Source organism: Helicobacter sp. 23-1048, from assembly GCF_053654545.1.
Window position 1 is genome coordinate 819,248 of record NZ_JBSIUT010000001.1, and the last position, 19,754, is coordinate 839,001.

Annotated in this window: 13 protein-coding genes and 1 other RNA gene; 6 read left to right on the top strand and 8 right to left on the bottom strand. The window is 40.3% G+C overall.

All coding sequences use genetic code 11. From position 1 onward, the window contains the following. Positions 1-33: 33 nt before the first annotated feature. The 4 genes from ACWIWK_RS04110 to ACWIWK_RS04125 all read right to left on the bottom strand — a co-directional run bounded on the left by ACWIWK_RS04110 (position 34) and on the right by ACWIWK_RS04125 (position 6,037). Entirely contained in the window at positions 34-3,729 is a 3,696-nt protein-coding gene (locus ACWIWK_RS04110) for a type ISP restriction/modification enzyme (RefSeq protein ID WP_454151092.1), read from the bottom strand. Between the two features lie 70 nt (positions 3,730-3,799). Then, on the bottom strand, positions 3,800-4,681 hold the full coding sequence (sppA, locus tag ACWIWK_RS04115) for a signal peptide peptidase SppA (RefSeq protein WP_454151094.1): 882 nt from the start codon (positions 4,679-4,681) through the stop codon (positions 3,800-3,802). Positions 4,682-4,707: 26 nt separating this feature from the next. Then, on the bottom strand, positions 4,708-5,268 hold the full coding sequence (locus ACWIWK_RS04120; RefSeq protein WP_454151096.1) for an HP0838 family lipoprotein: 561 nt from the start codon (positions 5,266-5,268) through the stop codon (positions 4,708-4,710). 64 nt (positions 5,269-5,332) lie between these two features. Then, complete coding sequence (locus ACWIWK_RS04125) at positions 5,333-6,037, bottom strand: LPP20 family lipoprotein (RefSeq protein WP_454151098.1); 705 nt, start codon at positions 6,035-6,037, stop codon at positions 5,333-5,335. 268 nt (positions 6,038-6,305) lie between these two features. Here ACWIWK_RS04125 and ACWIWK_RS04130 point away from each other — a divergent pair, with 268 nt between their 5' ends. Both ACWIWK_RS04130 and ACWIWK_RS04135 read left to right on the top strand, forming a co-directional pair. After that, on the top strand, positions 6,306-6,698 hold the full coding sequence (locus ACWIWK_RS04130) for a winged helix-turn-helix domain-containing protein (RefSeq protein ID WP_454151100.1): 393 nt from the start codon (positions 6,306-6,308) through the stop codon (positions 6,696-6,698). Between the two features lie 108 nt (positions 6,699-6,806). Continuing rightward, on the top strand, positions 6,807-7,271 hold the full coding sequence (locus tag ACWIWK_RS04135; RefSeq protein WP_454151102.1) for a MarR family winged helix-turn-helix transcriptional regulator: 465 nt from the start codon (positions 6,807-6,809) through the stop codon (positions 7,269-7,271). Positions 7,272-7,279: 8 nt separating this feature from the next. Here the strand turns inward: ACWIWK_RS04135 and rnpB are convergent. Continuing rightward, positions 7,280-7,691: RNase P RNA component class A (gene rnpB / locus ACWIWK_RS04140), an RNA gene on the bottom strand. A gap of 98 nt (positions 7,692-7,789) precedes the next feature. On the opposite strand from rnpB, the gene ACWIWK_RS04145 reads away from it, so the two are divergent. From ACWIWK_RS04145 to ACWIWK_RS04160, 4 genes are all read left to right on the top strand, one after another. Further along, a complete protein-coding gene (locus ACWIWK_RS04145) occupies positions 7,790-8,938 on the top strand; it encodes an efflux RND transporter periplasmic adaptor subunit (protein ID WP_454151103.1) in 1,149 nt (382 codons plus the stop codon). After that, positions 8,931-12,515: an efflux RND transporter permease subunit gene (locus ACWIWK_RS04150; protein WP_454151105.1), complete on the top strand. Its 3,585-nt coding sequence runs from the start codon at positions 8,931-8,933 to the stop codon at positions 12,513-12,515. The genes ACWIWK_RS04145 and ACWIWK_RS04150 overlap by 8 nt, the downstream gene beginning before the upstream one ends. Before the next feature lie 14 nt (positions 12,516-12,529). Then, positions 12,530-13,825: a TolC family protein gene (locus tag ACWIWK_RS04155; protein ID WP_454151107.1), complete on the top strand. Its 1,296-nt coding sequence runs from the start codon at positions 12,530-12,532 to the stop codon at positions 13,823-13,825. Between the two features lie 157 nt (positions 13,826-13,982). Next, a complete protein-coding gene (locus tag ACWIWK_RS04160; RefSeq protein WP_454151109.1) occupies positions 13,983-16,388 on the top strand; it encodes a TonB-dependent receptor domain-containing protein in 2,406 nt (801 codons plus the stop codon). Positions 16,389-16,467: 79 nt separating this feature from the next. On the opposite strand, the gene ACWIWK_RS04165 is transcribed toward ACWIWK_RS04160, so the two are convergent. The 3 genes from ACWIWK_RS04165 to ACWIWK_RS04175 are packed head-to-tail and all read right to left on the bottom strand — an operon-like array spanning position 16,468 to position 19,742. Then, on the bottom strand, positions 16,468-18,069 hold the full coding sequence (locus tag ACWIWK_RS04165; protein WP_454151111.1) for a YifB family Mg chelatase-like AAA ATPase: 1,602 nt from the start codon (positions 18,067-18,069) through the stop codon (positions 16,468-16,470). Further along, positions 18,062-18,655, bottom strand: coding sequence for a peptide deformylase (gene def, locus ACWIWK_RS04170; RefSeq protein WP_454151113.1), 594 nt, complete (start codon positions 18,653-18,655; stop codon positions 18,062-18,064). Before def ends, ACWIWK_RS04165 begins: the two co-directional genes overlap by 8 nt. Beyond that, positions 18,627-19,742 carry a GGDEF domain-containing protein gene (locus ACWIWK_RS04175; protein ID WP_454151115.1) on the bottom strand — a complete coding sequence of 372 codons (1,116 nt, stop codon included), beginning with the start codon at positions 19,740-19,742 and terminating at the stop codon, positions 18,627-18,629. Before ACWIWK_RS04175 ends, def begins: the two co-directional genes overlap by 29 nt. Between the last annotated feature and the right edge of the window lie 12 nt (positions 19,743-19,754).

Below are 19,754 nucleotides of genomic sequence, written 5' to 3' on the forward strand. Positions count from 1 at the left end.
CGATTATATCGAAAAATTATAATGTCGCATTTATCATAGCGATATTTGCGCGATTTTGGCTTGTATTTGCAAGGATTTATGCAAGGTTTTGATAATGCGTTCAAAGTGAGTATAGTCGATAGATTCGCCTTTGTGGGATTTGAGATATTTGTCTAAAACCGCGTAGCCACCGATTTTATACTCCCACACTTCCGCGCTTACTTTGTCAAAATACAAACTTGCATTAACAAAAAGCCGTTTAGATTCGGCATTGTAGGCGTTTTTTTCAATTCTCTCATTTTTGTTTGCAGTATCGTTAAAAATCGGTTCGCCCACAGACTCACCGCTCAAATCCACGCGCATTAGGTGCAAATCAACTAGCTCACACCCAAGCGCACTTAATGCCAAAAAGTCTTTTTTAGATTTCACAAATGGCACTTTTGGGAAGTCGATTTTCAAAAAATCCACATATTTTTCGCGGTAATCTTTGTGATATAAAATTGCGTAGATATATCCCAAAATTGTTTCAGGCGCGTAGATTTGTCCATATTTTTTATCCACAAATGCGCGAAATGTAGGCGTGAAGTTTTCGATTCGCAAATCGGATTCGATTAGGTAAAGTGGAAAAGCATACCCAGAACCACCATTTAAGTGTTTATCAATAATATTATTTGCTACGAAAAAATTATCCACATTTTGTAATTTGCAACCTTTATCACATACCAATCCCACATTATCATTACTTCTAAATTCTGCATTATTTTGTGGAGTGCTACCCTGCAATTCCCCCTCCCTTGCGGAGGGGGTTAGGGGGTGGGTAGATTTTGTGTCAGCAAAATCAGATTCCAAAGTCTCTTTAATCACGCATAAAACGCCCTCTAAATTTTCTAAAATCTCATTATTCCAAAAACGCAAAATTCTAAAATTTTGTGATTCTAAATAAAAATCGCGCTCAATATCCTCAAAATTTTGATTATGTTGTCCGCCATCACATTCGATAATAAGCCGTTTTTCTAAACACACAAAATCCGCAATATATTTAGAATCAATCACAAATTGCCGTCTAAATCCAAAGCCTAGCTTTTTGCCACGCAATTCTTGCCAAAGTTTATTTTCTGCGTCAGTGGGATTTTTGCGCATTTGTCGGCTAAACTCTTTCATATATGGTGCAAGTTGGCGGTGGTTTTGGTGTTTATTGGTTTTTACCCACCCCCTAACCCCCTCCGCAAGGGAGGGGGAATCTTTAATCTTGTTTTGTAATGGCAAAATAAAATGCTTCATAACCTCACTTCTTGGTCTATCTATTTTAGTTTTATCATAATAAATCTTGCGTATATCAAACGGACGATAGGCAATATCTTTGCATAAAATTTTATCAAATTCTTTATAATGTTCTTTGATTTGCGATTCTAAAATCTGCTCATTTGGCGCAATTAGTATTGAATCTTTGCCACTTACAATGCCCACGCTAGAAACCCTAAACATATCCTTTACACTTATGCCTTTGTCGTATTCACTGCGCAATGCTTCATTTTGCGGGATAAAGAGATAAAATGGGGCTTTTGGTGCAAGTTCGCTCCACGCGACAGATTTAAGAGAGTTGCCTTGCAAAAAGGCGTATTTGTCCTTGCGTCTGCCGTATAAATCATAATGATAAACCTTGCATTGTGGCGTGTTTGTGTATGTTTCCCATTTGATATGCGGAGGCGACTCAACCTTTATAATCGGTGGCGTGGGCTTATTTTGGTTGTGTAATTTCACAAACACGCTTATACACACGCCTTGCATAATGTCAAAGACATTGTCATCTTTGTTGCCATCGGGCGCGACTTCCTTTTTCCTAGCGTTGCCGTGCAAATCCACAATGTAGATTTTGTCAAATGTGTTTAGCAAATGCCATCGCATACCGCGAAATGTGGGATTATCGATGAATCCATTATTTGAAATGATTGCAACAATGCCGTTTTCTTGGCTTTGGATTTTGGATTCGGCGAATCGTATAAATTTCACATAATCATCTTGCAAGCCTTTGGGATTTTTTTTGTTAATATAAATAGGCTCGATTTTGTCGCCTTTATCGGCGTTTGTTTGGATTCCGCAATAAAAATAATGCGCTTGGATTTTGCTTAATTTTTTGGGCTTTGAATCTTTGGGCGTGTAAATGTAGTCGTATTGATTTATGCTTTCATAATTATACGGCGGGTTGCCTGTGATGATAAGAATATTGTTATTTTTGACTTTTTGGGAGGCTAAAAATTCGTTTGCTAACTCAATCATTCCTGTGAAAAGGTTGCTTTTTGATTCGCGCTCGTCCTTTTCGCTTTTGTCATAAAGCGTATTTGTCAGCAAAATATTGAGATTTTCATTGTCCTCTAATGGTGCGTTAAACTCTTCTTTGAAAGATTGTGAGATTTTAAGGTGCGCGATTGTGTAGGGCGCGATGAGAAACTCAAAGCCACTAAAACGATTGAGTAAATTTTTGGGTTTATAATGGAGCGAATTTTTAGGCGTGGATTCTAACGCCTTGCGAAAGGCTTGTAATAAAAATGTCCCCGTGCCTGTGGCAAAATCTAGTAGCGTGATATTGTCGTTATTGAGTGCGCTACCGAGTCCTTTTGCCTCGCCAAAGTCGGCTTTAAGTGTGGAATCTATCGCATTTATGATAAAGCTCACAACCGCAAAGGGCGTATAATACACGCCACGAAGTTCGCGCAATCGCGGGTCGTATTGAGAGAGAAAAGTCTCATAGAAATGCAAATACGGGTCTTTATGCAGGTAATCGCCTAGTAAATCTTTATCCGCGATTTTGTTTAGCTCTATGGTAATCTGCGCGGGGTCGATGTGATTTATAATGCTTAAAATCTCTTTAATCAGCCATTTTAGCGAATCTAACTCATCTAAATTATCCAAAAATCCGCTCATCGCGCGAATGAGGGGAAAAGATTTGGGGATAAACTTTTTGGCATTGTATAAATCAATAGATTCGCTTTGGTTTGGCTCTGTGGAGTTGTTTAGCCGTGCTAAAAAGAGCGCGTAGGTGAGCGTTTGAGCGAAGCTATCGCAAAAGGACTCAAAATCCAAATCTTTATATAAAATATCCCTAAAATTTTGGTAAAGCGTGGATATTTGGGGATTTTGCGGGTTTTGTGTGAGAATGTCAAATACAAGCCGTGTGCGCTGTGCTAGGGATTCTGCAAATTCTAGGGCGGTGTTTATGGGCTTTGGCGTGGAGCTAAAAAAGAGGGCGAAAAAATCTAAGATTTCGCTTTGTTTGGATTCTAGTGCGGATTTGTTTTTGAGAATTGCTTGAATCTCATTTATGGCGCAAATGGTGATTTCTTGGGTGATTGCGATTTTGCCTTTGTCATCTTTGGCGATGCGTAAAAAGCGCAGATAATCGGTGAGAATGAGATTGTCGCTTAGCGTGAGATATTTGGCGATTTGCTCGCGTGGATTTGCGTTTGACTCATCGATGAGACGCGCTAAATCCGCATTCACGCGTTTATTTTCAATGTAGCCTAGTGATAAGCCGTTTTGTTGAATAAGAAAATCAGGCGCACCAGCCTTGTTTTCGCTTTTGTCGTTATTTGGCTCGTGGATAATGGCAATGTTGCTAAAATCTTTGTGCGTGATTGTCAAATGCGCCAAAATCGCCTTAAATAAATGCTCTAACGCGCTTCGATGCGTATGCTCTTTGTCGCTCTCTTTTATCCCACAAATCGCGGTTAAATAATCGTGTAAAATCTGCATTTGCTCCCTTATTTTAGCCTTTTAAATTTTAAAATTTAAATCCACAAACTTCGCGCAATTTTACAAGCATTTAGCGCAACGAAAACCCGCCAAGTGTGCTATTTAGCCCGCTAAATGCGCCAAGCACAAGGCTAGCACTCCCCTCTATCAAGCTATCCATAAAGGATTCAAATTTATCCTTTTTTAGCCACCGCTCTTGCTTTACTTTGCTTAAATTTTTTAGCTCCTCTATGGCGTTATTTTGCGAGCCTAGCGCGTCTATTAGCCCTAGCTCCAAAGCGGATTTTGCCGTGAAAATCTTGCCCTCTGCAAATTTTGCAGAATCCTCTTTTTTAAGCCCTCGCGCCTCCACCATATCACTCACAAAAATGTCATACTCCTCATTTATGAGATTTTGCAAAAACTCGCGTTCCTCCTCGCTCCACGCGCGATATGGCGTGCCGATTTCTTTATACTCGCCCGCTTTTAGCACGGAGGGCTTGTAGCCGATTTTGCCTAGCAGCTCCTCGATATTGCTACCCGGGAAAATCACGCCTATGCTCCCTACCAAGCTCCCGCGATTTGCATAGATTTTGCGAGAGTATGCCCCTGCATAATACGCTCCGCTTGCCATAGTGCCTTGAGCGTGCGCGACTACGGGGATTTTGGCATTGAGCTCTTTGATTAAGTCCGCGATTTCCACGCTCGCACCCACCGCGCCACCCGGTGAGTCAATCACTAAAAGCACACCTTTTATGGTGGGGTATTTGTTGATTTGCTCGATTTGTGCGCGCACAGCATTTGCGTTTATAATCGCGCCTTTTAGCTCGATTTTAGCAAGGTTTGGAATCTGCGTAGGCTCGCCACTAGGGGATAAAATCAACGCCACGATAAACAAAAACACAAATACCTTGAAATATTTTGCAATGAAGTCTAGTGCGCCTTGCACTGCACCAAAAATCTTTTTTATCATTTTGCTCTCCTAATAGTAAGTTATGGTTATTTTTTTGTTGTGCTTTTGACTTTGTAGTCTTGGATTCCTATTAAAACGCCTGTTGTGATATTGTGAAAGAAAGTGTAGTCATTCGCACGCTCATAATAAATTTCTTGCTTGGACTTCACAAAGTGCTGGACAAGCGCGCCTTTTTCGTTTATTTGCTTGCCCTCGTTATTAAAAATATCACGACCTAAAATAATATCCTCAAACAAATCACCATACCCTACATCACCAAAAAATCCCCTTGATGTGAGCCATTTGCCACGACAATCGGTATTAAAGCAAATGTCAGATTTTTTTATGGTAATTTTGCCTATGCGCTTGCCAAGTTTGTAGAGTTCTATTTCAGTTTCTTTTTTCTTAAATTTAAATGTGGCGAAATCATAAAATGAAAATTGTGGTGAGCGAATTTGGAGGATTTTAAATTTTGTGGGAACTTCTATGGTTTCTTCTTCGCCGAATTTTGGCTTATTGTCCTGCAAGCCAAGCGATTCTAAGAAACTTGCACAAGCTCCTAGACCAAAGGCTAAAACAATAGAGATACCATAGCGAAAGTAACGCATAGAAATTCTTTATCTTAGGTGATGTGAGAGAATCTTTAAGGATTAAAGATTCTACCAAGGGTGTTTATTTGTTACCCATTAGCACGCGATGCCAAATCCTGCCATCAAGTTTTAGCTGCATACTAACTTGCATTACGCCATCTTTCCACACACTCTCGCTAATTTCAGCATTACGAATGAGGGCCTCAACTTTGGTTTTGACACTAGAGTTTTGCACCACCATATCTTTGACGGTATCTTGCGCATTTAAGCGGATACCATACATTTTTTCGCCGATTTGTCGGTAGGCGTCAATGATTGCAGCACGCTTTGCTAACGCCATTGCTTGTCCCGGAGAGATAGTGCTCTCTGGGGGAATCCCCATTCCCACAGCATTAAGCTCAATCACATTATTTTCTGTGAGCATTGGTGAGTTAGGGATAATGCTATCATTTGGGCGATTAGTAGGCGTAAGCACCTCATCTCTCTCAAACTTGTGTTCTTCTTTATTCTCAGGCTTAAGTCCAGCAATCTCAACTTTATCAACTACCAAAGTATCTATCTTTTTTGGATAGTTAGGATTCTGCGCTTGAAGCAGATTAGGGTTTGGGTTGTATGTCGGCATTGGCGGATAAGTTGGTGCTTGTATCGGTGCTTGAGGCGACAACCCCCCTTGCGCACTTGGAGGGACAAGCGCATTTGAATCTGCACCTGTGCCCATCATACTACAACCGCCAACTCCAAGCATAATCGCTGTGATGAGAGAACCTTTTAACGCTACATTTTTCATTAACATTCCTTTGACTTTGATGTAATTTTTTAGTTGTCCTTGTCGCTAAAAAGCAAATGGTATTCCAAAAATATTTATCCCCATAAAATTTAATTTTCTAGTGATTTTAATTTCGTCCTTTTGCTCTAATTTTGTATATATTACTTAGGGTTAGACTTTAATTTTAGCATAAATGTGGTTTATATAGGTTTTTTTTGTATAATTACATTGTATTTAAAGTATGCACAAACACCATAAATCCTATATTTATATTCTTAAGGAGGCACTTGTGGAAATTTACTCTAGGTTTTGGATTAAAAAAAGTGGTAAAAACTACTTAGGACTCGGGAGAATTGAGCTTTTAGAGCGCATTAAGCAAAGTGGCTCAATCTCAAAGGCCGCAAGACAAATGCGAATGAGTTACAAGGCTGCGTGGGATGGGATTGACATCGCTAATAAACTTTCAAGCCCCGAGAGTTTGGTCATCTCAAGTGCTGGTGGGGGGAAAGATTCTGGCACAAAAATCACAGAGCACGGGCAAAGGGCAATGGATACTTATAGGAATCTCCAACGATTGCACGATAAGTTTCTTGCTTATTTTGATGGTGTGGAGAGCTTTGAAGAAATGGATAGACGCGCACAGATTATAGAAACTGCACTCAATAGCGTAAAATTTAAGTAAGTCATACAAATTTTTTTATTGCATTGTATTTTTGGCGTAAAGATACTATTTTTATACTATAATATTTCGTTATGATAATTTATGTCTTAAAGAAAGGCTTGTAAAGAAGTGTATGATAAATCAATAACCTTTATGTGTGGGAAACTTGCTTGCATAATGAAAGAAAAAATACGCAACAAAGTGCACGAGAGTGCTTGGGGGCTAAGTGATGAGCGTGAAGTGGGAATCCTCTTTATTGCAGGCAAGCATAAGATTTCTCAAATCGAAATTGCCCATTTGCTAGAAGTGGATAAAAATACCATTCGAGGGTTTATTGATAATTTAGAAAAACTTGGTCTTGTTGTGCGTCAAAAAAACCCCAATAATCGCAAAGAGAATCTTATATTGCTTACTGATAAGGGTAAAAGTATTGTGCTTGAAATGTTTGATATGATTGTCAAATATGAGCGTGTGTTTTTGCCAATGTTTAGCGAGGAGGAGATTGAGACATTAGGCACACTTTTGCGCAAGTTCTTTTATTCACTTGATGACAAAGATTCTTTTGCATCTTATAAAAAATTATTACCCGCTTAGACATTTATGATAAAGGCATAGCGTAAGCCGAGTTCTGTCTTAGGGTGGCTATTTATCTAGGAGATATATCACTATATCCCTCAAGCGAAGAGATTTAGATTATAAGACTTTTACCTACTCTTCTTGCTACGGATTGGGTTTGCACGGCACTTCATATTACTAAAAAGTCGGTGGGCTCTTACCCCGCCTTTTCACCCTTACCAAGAACGCTTTTAGATTCTATAAAACACTTTTAAAAAGCAAGACTTAATAGAATCTAAGGCAGCAAAGTAGCACAATGACTCGCATATAAACTTGGCGGTTATTTTCTGTTGCACTTTCCCTTGAGTTTCCCCAGCCATTCGTTAAATGGAATCCTGTCTTTTGTAGCTCGGACTTTCCTCTTTTTGCATTACAAAAAGCAACCACCTGCTATGCCCTTAAGGTTTGGATTATAGCAAAAAGCACATTGTAATGCTTAAAAACGCATAAATTTTGCTACACTTTTGCTTAATAAATCGCTTTTAAGGAGATAGGCGATGAGAAAAATACTTGTGTTGCTACTAATAAGCCATTTTTGTGTATATGCTGAAGAGGTAGCAGTCATCACTAAACCCATAACTAAGGGAATTTTAGAATCACAAAATGCCTTTATCGGCACATTGCACTTTATGCAAAGCTCTAAAGTCGCTTCACAAACGCGTGGTGTGGTAGAGGAGGTGGATTTTGCTGTGGGGGATTATGTCAAACTCGACCAAAAGCTCGCCCAAATCAATGCCGATGTGCTAGAAAAAGAAATCCAAAGCAAACAAGCTCGACTCAAAGAAGCACAATATACCAATGAGCGTCAAGAGCGAGAGTTGGGGCGATATAGAAATCTTTTGCGCACAGAATCTGTCTCATTGCAACAATATGAAAGTATCGAATATGAGCAAAAATCCCAAAGTTCAAACATTGCCGCGTTAAGCTCAGAGTTGGAATCTGCCAAAATGGAGCTTACAAAAAAAACCATTCGTGCTCCTATAAAAGGCGTGATTGTGGATAAAAAAATCAATCGTGGCGAGTGGATTGAGGTGGGTGATGCGATTTGCGAGATTTTAGATACCACGAGTGCCGAAGTGATTGTCGATGTGCCTAGCTCTATGCTTGGGTATCTCAAAAATGGACAAGAAGTAGGCGTAAAGATTGAAAAGCGCAATTATATGGGGAAAATTTATGCCATTATCCCGCGCGCAGATAGTAACACGCGCACTTTCCCTGTGCATATCGCAGTAGAAAATGATGGGAGCTTTGTCGATGGGAATGCCGCACGCGTGCTCCTCTCAAGTGGGGGGAAGATTGAGGGAAATATGGTGGAGCGTGATTCTGTGGTGAATTACTTAGGTGCGCAAAGTGTATTTGTCGTGCGTGAGGATAAGGCGTATGCTATCCCTGTGGAAGTGCTCAGTATGCAGGGGCAAAACGCCATTATTCGAGGGAATCTTAAGCCCACAGATTTAGTAGTCATTCGCGGGCAAGATAGGCTAAAAAATGGCACAAGCGTGAGAGAATCTTCGCTTAAAGATTCTCTAAAAAATCCTCAAAAAGAATTTGAATCTTTTTTGAATGTGTTGCCAATTTTGCTCCCGCAAGGCAATTTTAAGCAAAAACTCCAAAACACCATAGATACTTACAAATCCAATGATTAACATAGTTTCATTCTCCCTCAAAAAGCCAATGGTAGTTTTTGTGTGTGTGGTATTTATGCTTCTTTTTGGATTTTTAGGTTTAAGCAAAATGCCCTATCAACTAATGCCTGAAGTGAGCAGACCTGTGATTAGTATTTACACAAATTGGGCTGGTGCGACACCGCAAGAAATCGAAAAAGAAATCATCAACCGCCAAGAGAAATATTTAAAAGGCATAGAGGGATTAGAGTATATTACCTCTACGGCACGCTCTGGCAGGGGGATTGTGGGGTTAGAGTTTAAGGGTGGAGTTGATGTAAATGTCGCCTTACTTAAAGTGAGTGCAAAAATGGACGAGATAAAGGGTTATCCAAATGATGTGGATAAACCTGTCATTGCTATAAGTGGCGAGAGTATCCCACCTGCGATTTATTTGTTTATGCGCACGCTGGAGGGCAATGAGCGTGAAGTAGATACTTATAAGACTTTTTTTGAAGATTATATCTTACAACATTTAGAGCGCATACAGGGTGTGGGAGAAGTATTTTATCCCGGTGGGCGTGCGAGTGAGATGCACATTTTGCTCGATTCTAAACAACTTGCCTTTCATAATGTCTCTATCAATGAAGTGATAAAGGCGATTACAAATCATAATAAAAACACCACAGCTGGGAGTTTAGATTATGGAATGCGCACATACAAAATCAAAGTGCAATCTGAATTTAGCAACGCAAGTGATATTTTGCACACGCCCATTAAACATTTTGACAACAAGATTCTCTATTTGCAGGACTTAGCGGTGGTAAGTGAGGGATTTGCCAAGCAGACAAGCTATGGATTCTTAAATGATACGCGTGCGCTAAGCGTGCAAATCGTGCCAATGACTGATGCCAATGTGCTTGAGCTCTCTAAGCAAACACGCCGTGTCGTGCAAGAGCTTAATGATGGAATCTTAAAAGACAATGGGTTGGAGCTTGTATGGAGTAGAGACCAAGAGGGCTATATCCTCTCAGCCATTAGCGTGGTAAAGGGTAACATCATTTTGGGAATCATACTCGCGTGTGTTGTGTTATATGTGTTTTTGCGGGGTTGGTATAGTATGTTTGTAGTGCTACTTTGTATGCCAATTTGCGTGATAAGTGCGTTTTTCTTTTTAAATTTGCTTGGTAGAAGCCTCAATGTGATTTCACTTGCGGGTATTAGCTTTGCGATGAGTATGCTTATTGATAATGCCATTGTGGTGGTGGAAAATATCTCACGCCATTTCAAAGAAAACAAAGATTATTTTAGTGCTTGTGTTAATGGTGTGCGTGAGGTTATCGGGGCGATTTTTGCTTCTGTGGTTACGACCATTGCTATTTTTATCCCTATTATGAATATGGGTGAGGATTTAGGACAGCTTTTTTATGATATTGCACTTAGTGTGTGTTTTGGACTTGGGATTTCGTTTTTTGTTTCGCTTTTTGTGATTCCCTCGATGCTTTATAACTTTGCACTTTTTAATGATAAAAAAAGCGTGGAGCTACGATACAAGGAAGTGAAGATATTTTTGCACAAGAGTGTGAAGCCAAAGATTGCTCTGCTTTACACTCACCTTTGTGAGGCGTTAGCCCCCCTTAAATTATGGCAAGCGTTTGCAAAAATACGCCCCCTTTTTGCAAAATGCAGGGCGTTTGCTTTGCGGATTTTTGAGAATCTAAAGCATCTTGCATTGCAGATTCCAAATGTGTTTGCAAGATTTTGGGGAGGATTTGTAAATGTGATAAAGAGCCTTTTGCCCCATATCTTGCGTGCGTGGAATGCAGCTCAACAATACATAGATAAGAGAGAATCTCTCAAAAAGCCACTTGATAGGATTGCAAGTAGCCACGCATTCGAGGCGACAAAAAATGCGACAAAAAATTTCACACCTTGCTTGCAAAACGCAGTTGTTGTTTGCAAGCAGGGCAGGGCATTAGATTCTTTGCACGATATTGGAATCCGAGCACAAAGCCTCATTATGGCAAAGCTAGAGGATTTGCTAGCCAACCCAAAAAATTGCATTCGTTTTATCCTTGCGTTTATGGGGTTGTGTGTGCTTATATCCTTAATTCTTTTCCCAAAATTAGATTATCTCCCAAAAGGGAATCAAAACTTTATCATTGGTTATCTTAACGCACCACCGGGCACTTCTTATGAGCAACGCAAAGAAATCGGAGAGAGTATTTTTCTCCAAAATAAGCATCTGATAGAATCATTAGGGTATAGACAAAAATCAAGCAGTGATTTGCCCCCTATTAAGCATTTATTTTTCACAGGTAATGAAAACTATATGCAGCTTGGAGTAACTTCAAGTAATCCAGATGAAGTCGCACGACTTATTCCACAAATAAGGAAAACTATCCAAAATATCCCTGATTTGCAAGCCTCAATCGTCCAGCAAGGAATCTTTGATAAAGGTTCAAGCACGCAAAGCATTTATATCAATATTGTGGGAGAGGAGCTAGATTCTATTATTTCTACGGCTATTAGTCTCCAAAACGCACTTAAGGCGAAGATTCCCTCAATGCAAGTGCGTCCATTGCCTGCTTTAGAAAACACCAACAGAGAAATTATGCTCTATCCTGATTATGTTGCTTTGGCACTTAATGGATTTGATGCGAAGAGTTTTGGTGAAATTGTAGATGTGGTGCTTGATGGCAAGCAAATTGATGAGTTTAAAACGCCAAGTGGCAAGACGATTGATTTGGTGCTTAAAGCCCTGCCAGACTTAAGCGCACAAAGCGTGCAGAGGGCAAAGGAAAGTATTGACTTTCAAAGCCCAGAGGATATTGGCTTTATACAAATTTATACTCCAAGTGGCAAGATTGTCCCGCTAAGCTCGCTTAGTGATATAAGGCAAGAATACACAATGGCACAAGTGCGACACTATGAGAGAGAGCGCACCATTTTGCTTGTGTTAAGCCCTCCAGCCAATATCCCAATCGAGGAAATTTTACAAACTATTAAGCAAGAAATTATCCCAGAGTTGGAATCTAGCGGTGAATTGCGTGATAATCGTTTAGTCTTTGGCGGTGCGGCAAAGGATTTACAAGATTCTAGAGGAGAGTTATTTTTTGGTTTTTGCCTCGCGCTCTTTATCACTTACCTTATTTTATGTGCATTGTATGGGAATTTCTCTTATCCATTTATTATTATTTTCACCGTGCCTTTTGCTGTGGCTGGAGGATTGATGGGATTGCGATTGGTGGATACATTTTTGCATTCACAAAACCTTGATATGTTAAGCCTGCTTGGCTTTATTATTTTGGTTGGAAGTGTGGTAAATAATGCGATTTTGATTATCTACCAAACACAATTTAATCTAAGCTATGGAATGCCCCATATTCAAAGCATTATAGAATCTACAAAAAGTCGCATTCGACCGATTTCTATGAGTATCCTTACAAGCGTATTTGGTTTGTTGCCTTTGGTGGTTTTTGGTGGAGCAGGGAGTGAAATTTATCGTGGGCTTGGCAGTGTGATTATTGGTGGTTTGCTTTTTAGCGGGGTGTTGAGTGTGTTTGTGATTCCGTGTGCGTTGCTCGTGTTTTTTAAATGGCGTTATAAAATCACATAAATATGGTGGTGGAAATGAAAAATTTTGTGCGAATTGGTGTTTTGCTTGCGTTGTATGCAACCCCACTTTTTAGCTTAAACCTTAGCGAAGTCATCGCATTTGCCATAGAAAATAGCGATAAAGTAAAAGAACAAGAACACCTAAGTGCCCAAAGCAAGAATCTAATGTATGCCCAATATGCCAAACTCTCCCCAAAACTTGATTTAAAATATTCTCTTACTCGTTCTAATCGCAGTATCGGGGATTACACGATTGGATTAACCGACTTAAATGCAAATTTTAATCTTTTTAATGGATTAAGGGATTTTTATGCCATTAAGCAGTATCAACATTTGCTTTCTGCGCAGAATTATCTATATGAAGCCACGAGAGAGGATATTATTTTGCTTGCTAAGACTTTGTATATCCAAATCCTCCAAGCGCGCGATAATCTTGCTATTTCAACAGAATCTATCCGCCTCTTAGAGCTCCAAAGAAGCCAAGCAGAAGAGTTCTACAAGCAGGGTATTCGAGCGAAGAGTGATTTATTGAGCGTTGAGGTTACACTTGCAAATGCCAAAATCACACAGAGTAATGATAAAAATATCCTTAATTACGCGTTGCTCTCACTTCAAAAACTCATTATGCAAGAGATTGATGTCGATACGCTTGAGCCCTTAAGCCTCCAAGCTGACACGGAAAAACTTGACTTTCAATACGAAGATTTGCAACACCAAATGTTTGCCTCACGCTCGGAATATCTGTATATGCAAAAACTTCTTAACGCGCTAGATTCTCAAAAGAAAGCCTCGTGGGGAACATTTTTGCCCTCTGTTGATGTGAGTTACTCGCGTCTTTGGTATGAGAGAAGTGCTGCCACACCTACTTATTCTGGGGCGAATCTAAACTCTCGCGCACAACTTAGCCTTTCTTGGAATCTCTTTAGTGGGTTTGGCGATAAATTTAGCATTGAGGCAAAAGGCTATGAATATTTAGCCCTACAAAGTCAAATAAGTGATATGAAAAAAGAGCTTAATCTCTCGCTCAATAAGGCATTAGATGATTTAAGTGTGGCAAAAACACAATATAAGGTGGCAAAAAATGCCGTGAAAATGGCGCAAGAGAACTATAAGATAGTCCAAAATCGCTACAAACAAAATATCGAAACTTCACGCGAACTTCTTAATGCCGAAGTCGCGCTCTCTCAAGCAAGACTGCATTTTAACCAATCTGAGCACAAAATACACCTAGCCCTTGCCAACTTAGAGCGCATTGTCCAAAATCCATTGCAAGATTCCCAAAACATACAAAATGGGATAAAGCAACCATAACTTTTCACAAAAATTTCAATTTTTCTTTCTTTTTAAGCAGTATTTAAGAATAAAACTTATAAACTTCCTCGCACAATTTGCAAGTTATTATCATTATTTTACGATAAATGAAAATACTCACAATAAGTGCAAAATAAAACATTAAAAAGGAGCGATAATGCAAACAAAAGCGTTAGTAAGTGCAACTTTAGCATTTATATTGATAAGTAATATTTCTGCAAAAGAGACAAAAGAGCGAGCGGGGGGGGGGCAATCATTAAACAATAATGCCACCCCGTTACTTCTTGCCCAAAATGATACAGATTCTCCAAATACACAATCTTCTATCCCTTCTGCACCAAGTGATAAAGTGCGATTAGAAAAATCTGTGGTTACCGCAAGCGGACACGAACAAGAATACACCCTTGCTCCTGCGAGTATCAGCACAGTAAGTCCAAAAGAAGTGATGAGCCGTCCTGTGCGGGATTTGGGCGAAGCGATACAATATGTGCCCGGTGTCAGCATCGATAGTGGCGTGTCAAAAACGAGCGGGTATAATATCTCTATTCGTGGCTCAACCGATGTGCTTACTCTCATCGATGGCAATCGTGTAACCACAGGTGGAGACGCGCTATTTCCCAATGGCTTTGGTGGTGCGGTAAATTACTTTATCCCGCCGATGAGTGCCATTGAGCGTATCGAAGTAATCCGTGGTCCTGCCTCCACACTCTATGGTAGCGATGCTATGGGCGGTGTGGTAAATATCATCACCAAAAAGAATTTTGAGAAGTGGGGTGCAAGCCTCCAGCTCAACACCACCTTGCAAGAAGAAAAGCGGTTTGGACATAGCCAAGGCTTTAGCTTCTATACCGCAGGACCGCTAAATGAAGCAAAAAATTGGGGGCTCACTCTGCGTGGGAGTCAATATGCGCGTTTTGGCGTCCCGCTAAAAAACTTAGTCCTACCACATTTAAGTGCAAATACAGCGCAAGCTAGCACGCTTGTAGGCATAGCACCCGGACAAATGTATAATATCGGCGGACGCTTGCAGTGGAATTCACTCGCCCAAGTAGGTAATGACTCTCGAGATTCTGTATATTTGGATTTGAATTATGGCGCGCAACTTTTTGATAACTCCGATGGTTTGCTCCTCTCAAATTGGTCTCAAGGGTGGCAACCGGGCAATGATACAAATAACCTAAGGCGAAACAATGGCTATGCCCCAGATTACAACATTTATCAGGCAAATGTCGTCCTAGCGCATAAAGGGAAATACTACTACAACGAGGGCGCGACATTTGAATCGTGGGGGTTAGATAACACTTTGCAGTGGAATTTCACACAAAATGACGGACGCACCGTGCCACAAAATACAAATATTCCGGGTGGGACACTTGCTAATGGTCCTTTTAATGGCGTAACCGCAGGCGATGATAGAGACTTAACCGCAAATGATGTAATCTTTGACCACAAAGAGAAAATGTTTTTTAACTTTGGCTCGTGGGGTGGGCTAAATCTAGGCATTGGTGCGCGCTATTGGTATAATACCTTTAATGATAAATTGCTCCAAGTAGTTGCACAAGGTGCGAGCTCACTCAAAGAGCAACATATCGGTGCGGTGTATGCGGAGGGCGAGTTTATGCTCTTTGATAGAGTGTTTTTGACACTTGGAGGAAGAGGGAACTTTAATTCTGTTTTTGGAAGTAATTTTTCCCCACGCGCGTATATCGCCTACAATGTCATTGATGATTGGCTAACCCTCAAAGGTGGTGTATCCACAGGATATAAATCCCCAGCACTTAATCAACTTGTCAATGGAATTGTGAGTTTTTCTGCTTCTGGAGCAAGCCCAACTTATGGGAATCCAAACCTAACTCCACAAACAAGCGTAACTTATGAGTTAAGCGCATTGAGCGATAATGATTATTTTAGTTTAAGCGTTACGGGATTTTGGACAGACTTTAAAGACAGAATCACAAGCGTGGGAGGATTTGCAGCAGGGACAATCGTTGGCAACACAGGGCAAACCTGTGGCGCAACAGGAGGCAACAACTGCTCGTATTATGCAAATCTAGGTGAGGCAAAGTCCTATGGCGCAGAAGTCGCACTAGGGCTAAAACCTATCGGCGTAGGCTATGGCGAAATCAGTGCGGATGCCGCATATACATACAACCACACTTATATCTCTCGCACCGCACAAGGCGCGACAGGTAGCACAGACCAAAGACTTACTAATGTCCCGCTTCACTCTGTCAATGCGAGCATAAACTATGACACACGCTACTTTGGCGCATACATACGACAAGAGGTAAAAACACATCTCTATCGCGGGAATCCAAACACGCCAAACACCGCAGCAGCCACACTTGGCGAATATTACAAGCCGATTTTGCTAACGCATTTGGGCGTCTATGGCAATATTACCAAAAATATGCGCCTAACCTTTGCTGTGTATAACTTGCTTAATCGCAACTTTGTGGATTATGAGCAATACCCAACAGCGACTTCAACGGCGTGGGCAAATAATTACAACTATATCCGCGAGGGCAGACGCTATTATCTTAGCTTGACTTATGATTTTTAAGCAATATGCACAAAGTCTCAATAAGAGAATGCAAGATTCTCTTATTTTAGGCAAGTCTTTGTTCTATCATTTAGATGTGCTACCACATTTTGCGATAGGATAGGGCTTGGAGTAAATGCTTTTTAGCAATAATTTCACTGCTATCTAAATCTGCAATCGTGCGTGCGACTTTTTTGAGTTTATCTTGGGCGCGCTGACTTAGGGCAAATCGTTGTGAGGCTTGAGTAAGCAGGCTTTTAGCCTCATCATCTAGCGTGCAAAATTGCTCAATCTCTTTTTCATTAAGTTTGCCATTAAAATGTTGTTGCCCTCGTTGTTTAGCAAATTTAAAGGCATTGAAGACCAAATTTTGCATTTGCGTGGAATCTAAACATTCTTGCGTTTTAGAATCTTCACTGCTCACACTTTCATTCATTTGTATAAACATATCAATCCTATCTAAAAATGGCTCGCTTAGGCGATTTTTATACGCTACAATGTCTTTATCTTGACAACGACACTCTTTGCTTTGGCTAAGTAAATTTCCACAAGGGCAGGGGTTTTGCGCCCCGATAAAAAGAAATGCCGTGTCATATTCTAACTTTGAATGCACGCGCGAAATCGCCATTTTGTTGTTTTCAAGTGGCTCGCGCAGAGATTCCAAAATATCGCGTTTAAAATGTGGGAGCTCATCAAAAAATAAGATTCCATTATGCGCGAGCGCGATTTCTCCGGGTTTTGGTTCATATTGTGTCGCAGAGCCTAAAATACTTGCCTTAGAGGCACTTTGATGAGGATTGCGAAACGGACGCAGTGGGCTATAAAGGCAATCTTGCGCATTTAGGGATTGGAGTTTGAGAGTTTGCATCATTTCTTTGAGGCTTATGGGTGGGAGAATGTAGCGCATACGATTGGCTATCATACTTTTCCCACAGCCCGGAGAGCCCTCAAAAATGATATTATGGAATCCTGTCGCTGCGATAAGCGCAGCTCTTTTGGCGATTTCTTGGTTTTTTACTTCGCTAAAGTCTTTATCAAAATCCGTAGTGTAAAAATATCGCTCACCACTTACTTCAACGCTTTCAAATCCTAAATCTATGTTAGCTGGCTCTTGTGGTTGCTTTGGCAGTGGCGAAGTGAGAATCTCTATGGCATTTTGCAAATTTGGGGCAAAATGCAAGCGCAAGTTTGGGATAACTTCTAAAATTTTGCGCGCGCATTGTGGCACGATGACATTTGCGCCTTTATGTGTGAGAGCTATATCAAAAAGGAGTGGATATATGCTTTGTGTGTATTTAATATCTCCATCAAGCCCCAGCTCACCAAAGGCAAACCAACCATCAAATTCATTTTGCAGTGAAGTATTCGTAGTAGGATTTTGAGAATCTAAGTCGTGTATATCTTGCTGATTATTTGTGTTTGTCCTGCTATCAGCTCGCAAAACAAGTGCGATTGGCAAATCAAAATAACTTCCGCTTTTGGCAATATCAGAGGGCGCGAGGTTTATAGTGATTTTAAGCGGTGGTAGTGTGAAGTTGCAATTTGCTAGCGCAGATTGCACTCGTTGTTTAGATTCTTGGATAGAGCTTGTAGCAAGCCCCGTGATAGAGAAGTTTGGCAAACCTCTAGTGAAAGCGGCTTCTATTTCAACGATTTTTGTCTGTGTGCCCTCAAGGCTTGCACAAAAGATTTTGTTACTCATTGCTTGCTTGTGCTCTTTGGTTTGTTCTTTGTCCTTGCTTTTTTGTTTTGTTGTTGTGTTCTTTTTGTTGTATTTTTGCTTCAGCTTGAGCTTTTTTAAGCTCTTTTTCAAATTTTTTACGGCGTAAAATAGGGAGTTTATCGACAAATAAGATTCCATTTAAGTGGTCGATTTCGTGCTGGATTGCCACAGCAAGAAAATCACTCGCTTTAAGAATCTTATCTTCGCCAAACCGATTTTTATACGCTAAGGTAATGTCATTAAAGCGTATAATGTTTTCATAGAAATTTGGCACGCTAAGACAGCCTTCATTCCATTCAATCTCACCATCTTGCTTTAGAAATGTGGGGTTGATGATTTCGAGCAAGTCCTCTTTATACTGCTCGCCATCTTCGCGCGGGATATTGATAAGGAGGATTTGTCGCTCTATCCCTACTTGGATAGCAGCTAACCCCACGCCATTGCTTGTTATCATTGTTTCATACATATTATCTAGCAATGTATGGAGTGCCTCATCAAATGTTTCGACAGGTTGAGATTTTTTGCGTAAGATAGGATTAGGATATTTCAATATTTCCAGCGTCATTGTCTTCTTTCTCACCACTCTTTAGAGAGGCTTCATCGCCGGGTGCATAGGTTTCAAAGTTTTTGCTTTGCGTTTTTGCTTTATGCACGGCAACTTTGGCATTTCTTACATTATCTTGCGCGCTAATTTCAGTGTTAAATACACTTGCCCCCATTATGACATTAAGGGGGACTTTGTCTTCATTGACAAATACATTGCTTTCTTGCAGGCGAGAGATGAAAGAATTTGCAAGAGATTCAATTTGTGAGGCTTGCAAGTTTTTGACAAAAATACCAAAATCTGCCTCGCCCAAGTGGCAAATAAAATCATTTCTACTCATCTCATCGTGTAAAATCTTTGCTACCATTTTTAACACAGCAAGGAGGGAATTTTTATCACGGACTTTGGCAAACACGCTAGGAGCTAGCTCTAGGGCAAAAACCGCATTAGGACCGCTAAATTCTTTATCAACCACGCGTTCTTGTTCCATTTTGGTAAGGAAAAATCGTTTGTTATGAACGCCAAGCACGGTGTCAAACATTGAATTTTTGCGAATATCAACAATGCTAGCATAGGTGCGGGTGTAGTTTTTCGCAATGTCTTTAATCTGCTCAAAAGTTGTGTGGTAGCCACTTTGCACTTCGCTTAGTAGGACTTTTATCGAGGTTTTTATAGTGAGGGGATTTTGAATATCATCAATTTCGCTTAATTTTTGTCGCGCCTTTTTTTCAATACTTTCTAACTGCTGACACACCGCTCCGATGTTTTGCAAAATAACTTTTAAGTTAGTAAAACTTTCGTTAATGCCCTTTTCGAGTGCGACAGAATTAGTAAGCGTATTGCGAGATTCCATAACTTTGAGAATCTTGTTGCGCGTTTCCTTATCACTATCTTGCTTAAGAAGTCGCTCAAAGAGGCTCTCAAAATTCTCAGGTAGCGGGAATATATTTCCCTCACCCAGCATTTTAATAGCCTTTTTGGAAATCTCATCAATTTTTTCTTTGGTATTTCCCGAATCTACAGAAGAGCCACCAGAGCCTGTATCACTCTTCTCGCTCTCTAGCTCTAAGCCAAGATTCCCAAAAAAATCGTTATTATCTTCTGGCATTATCAATCCACC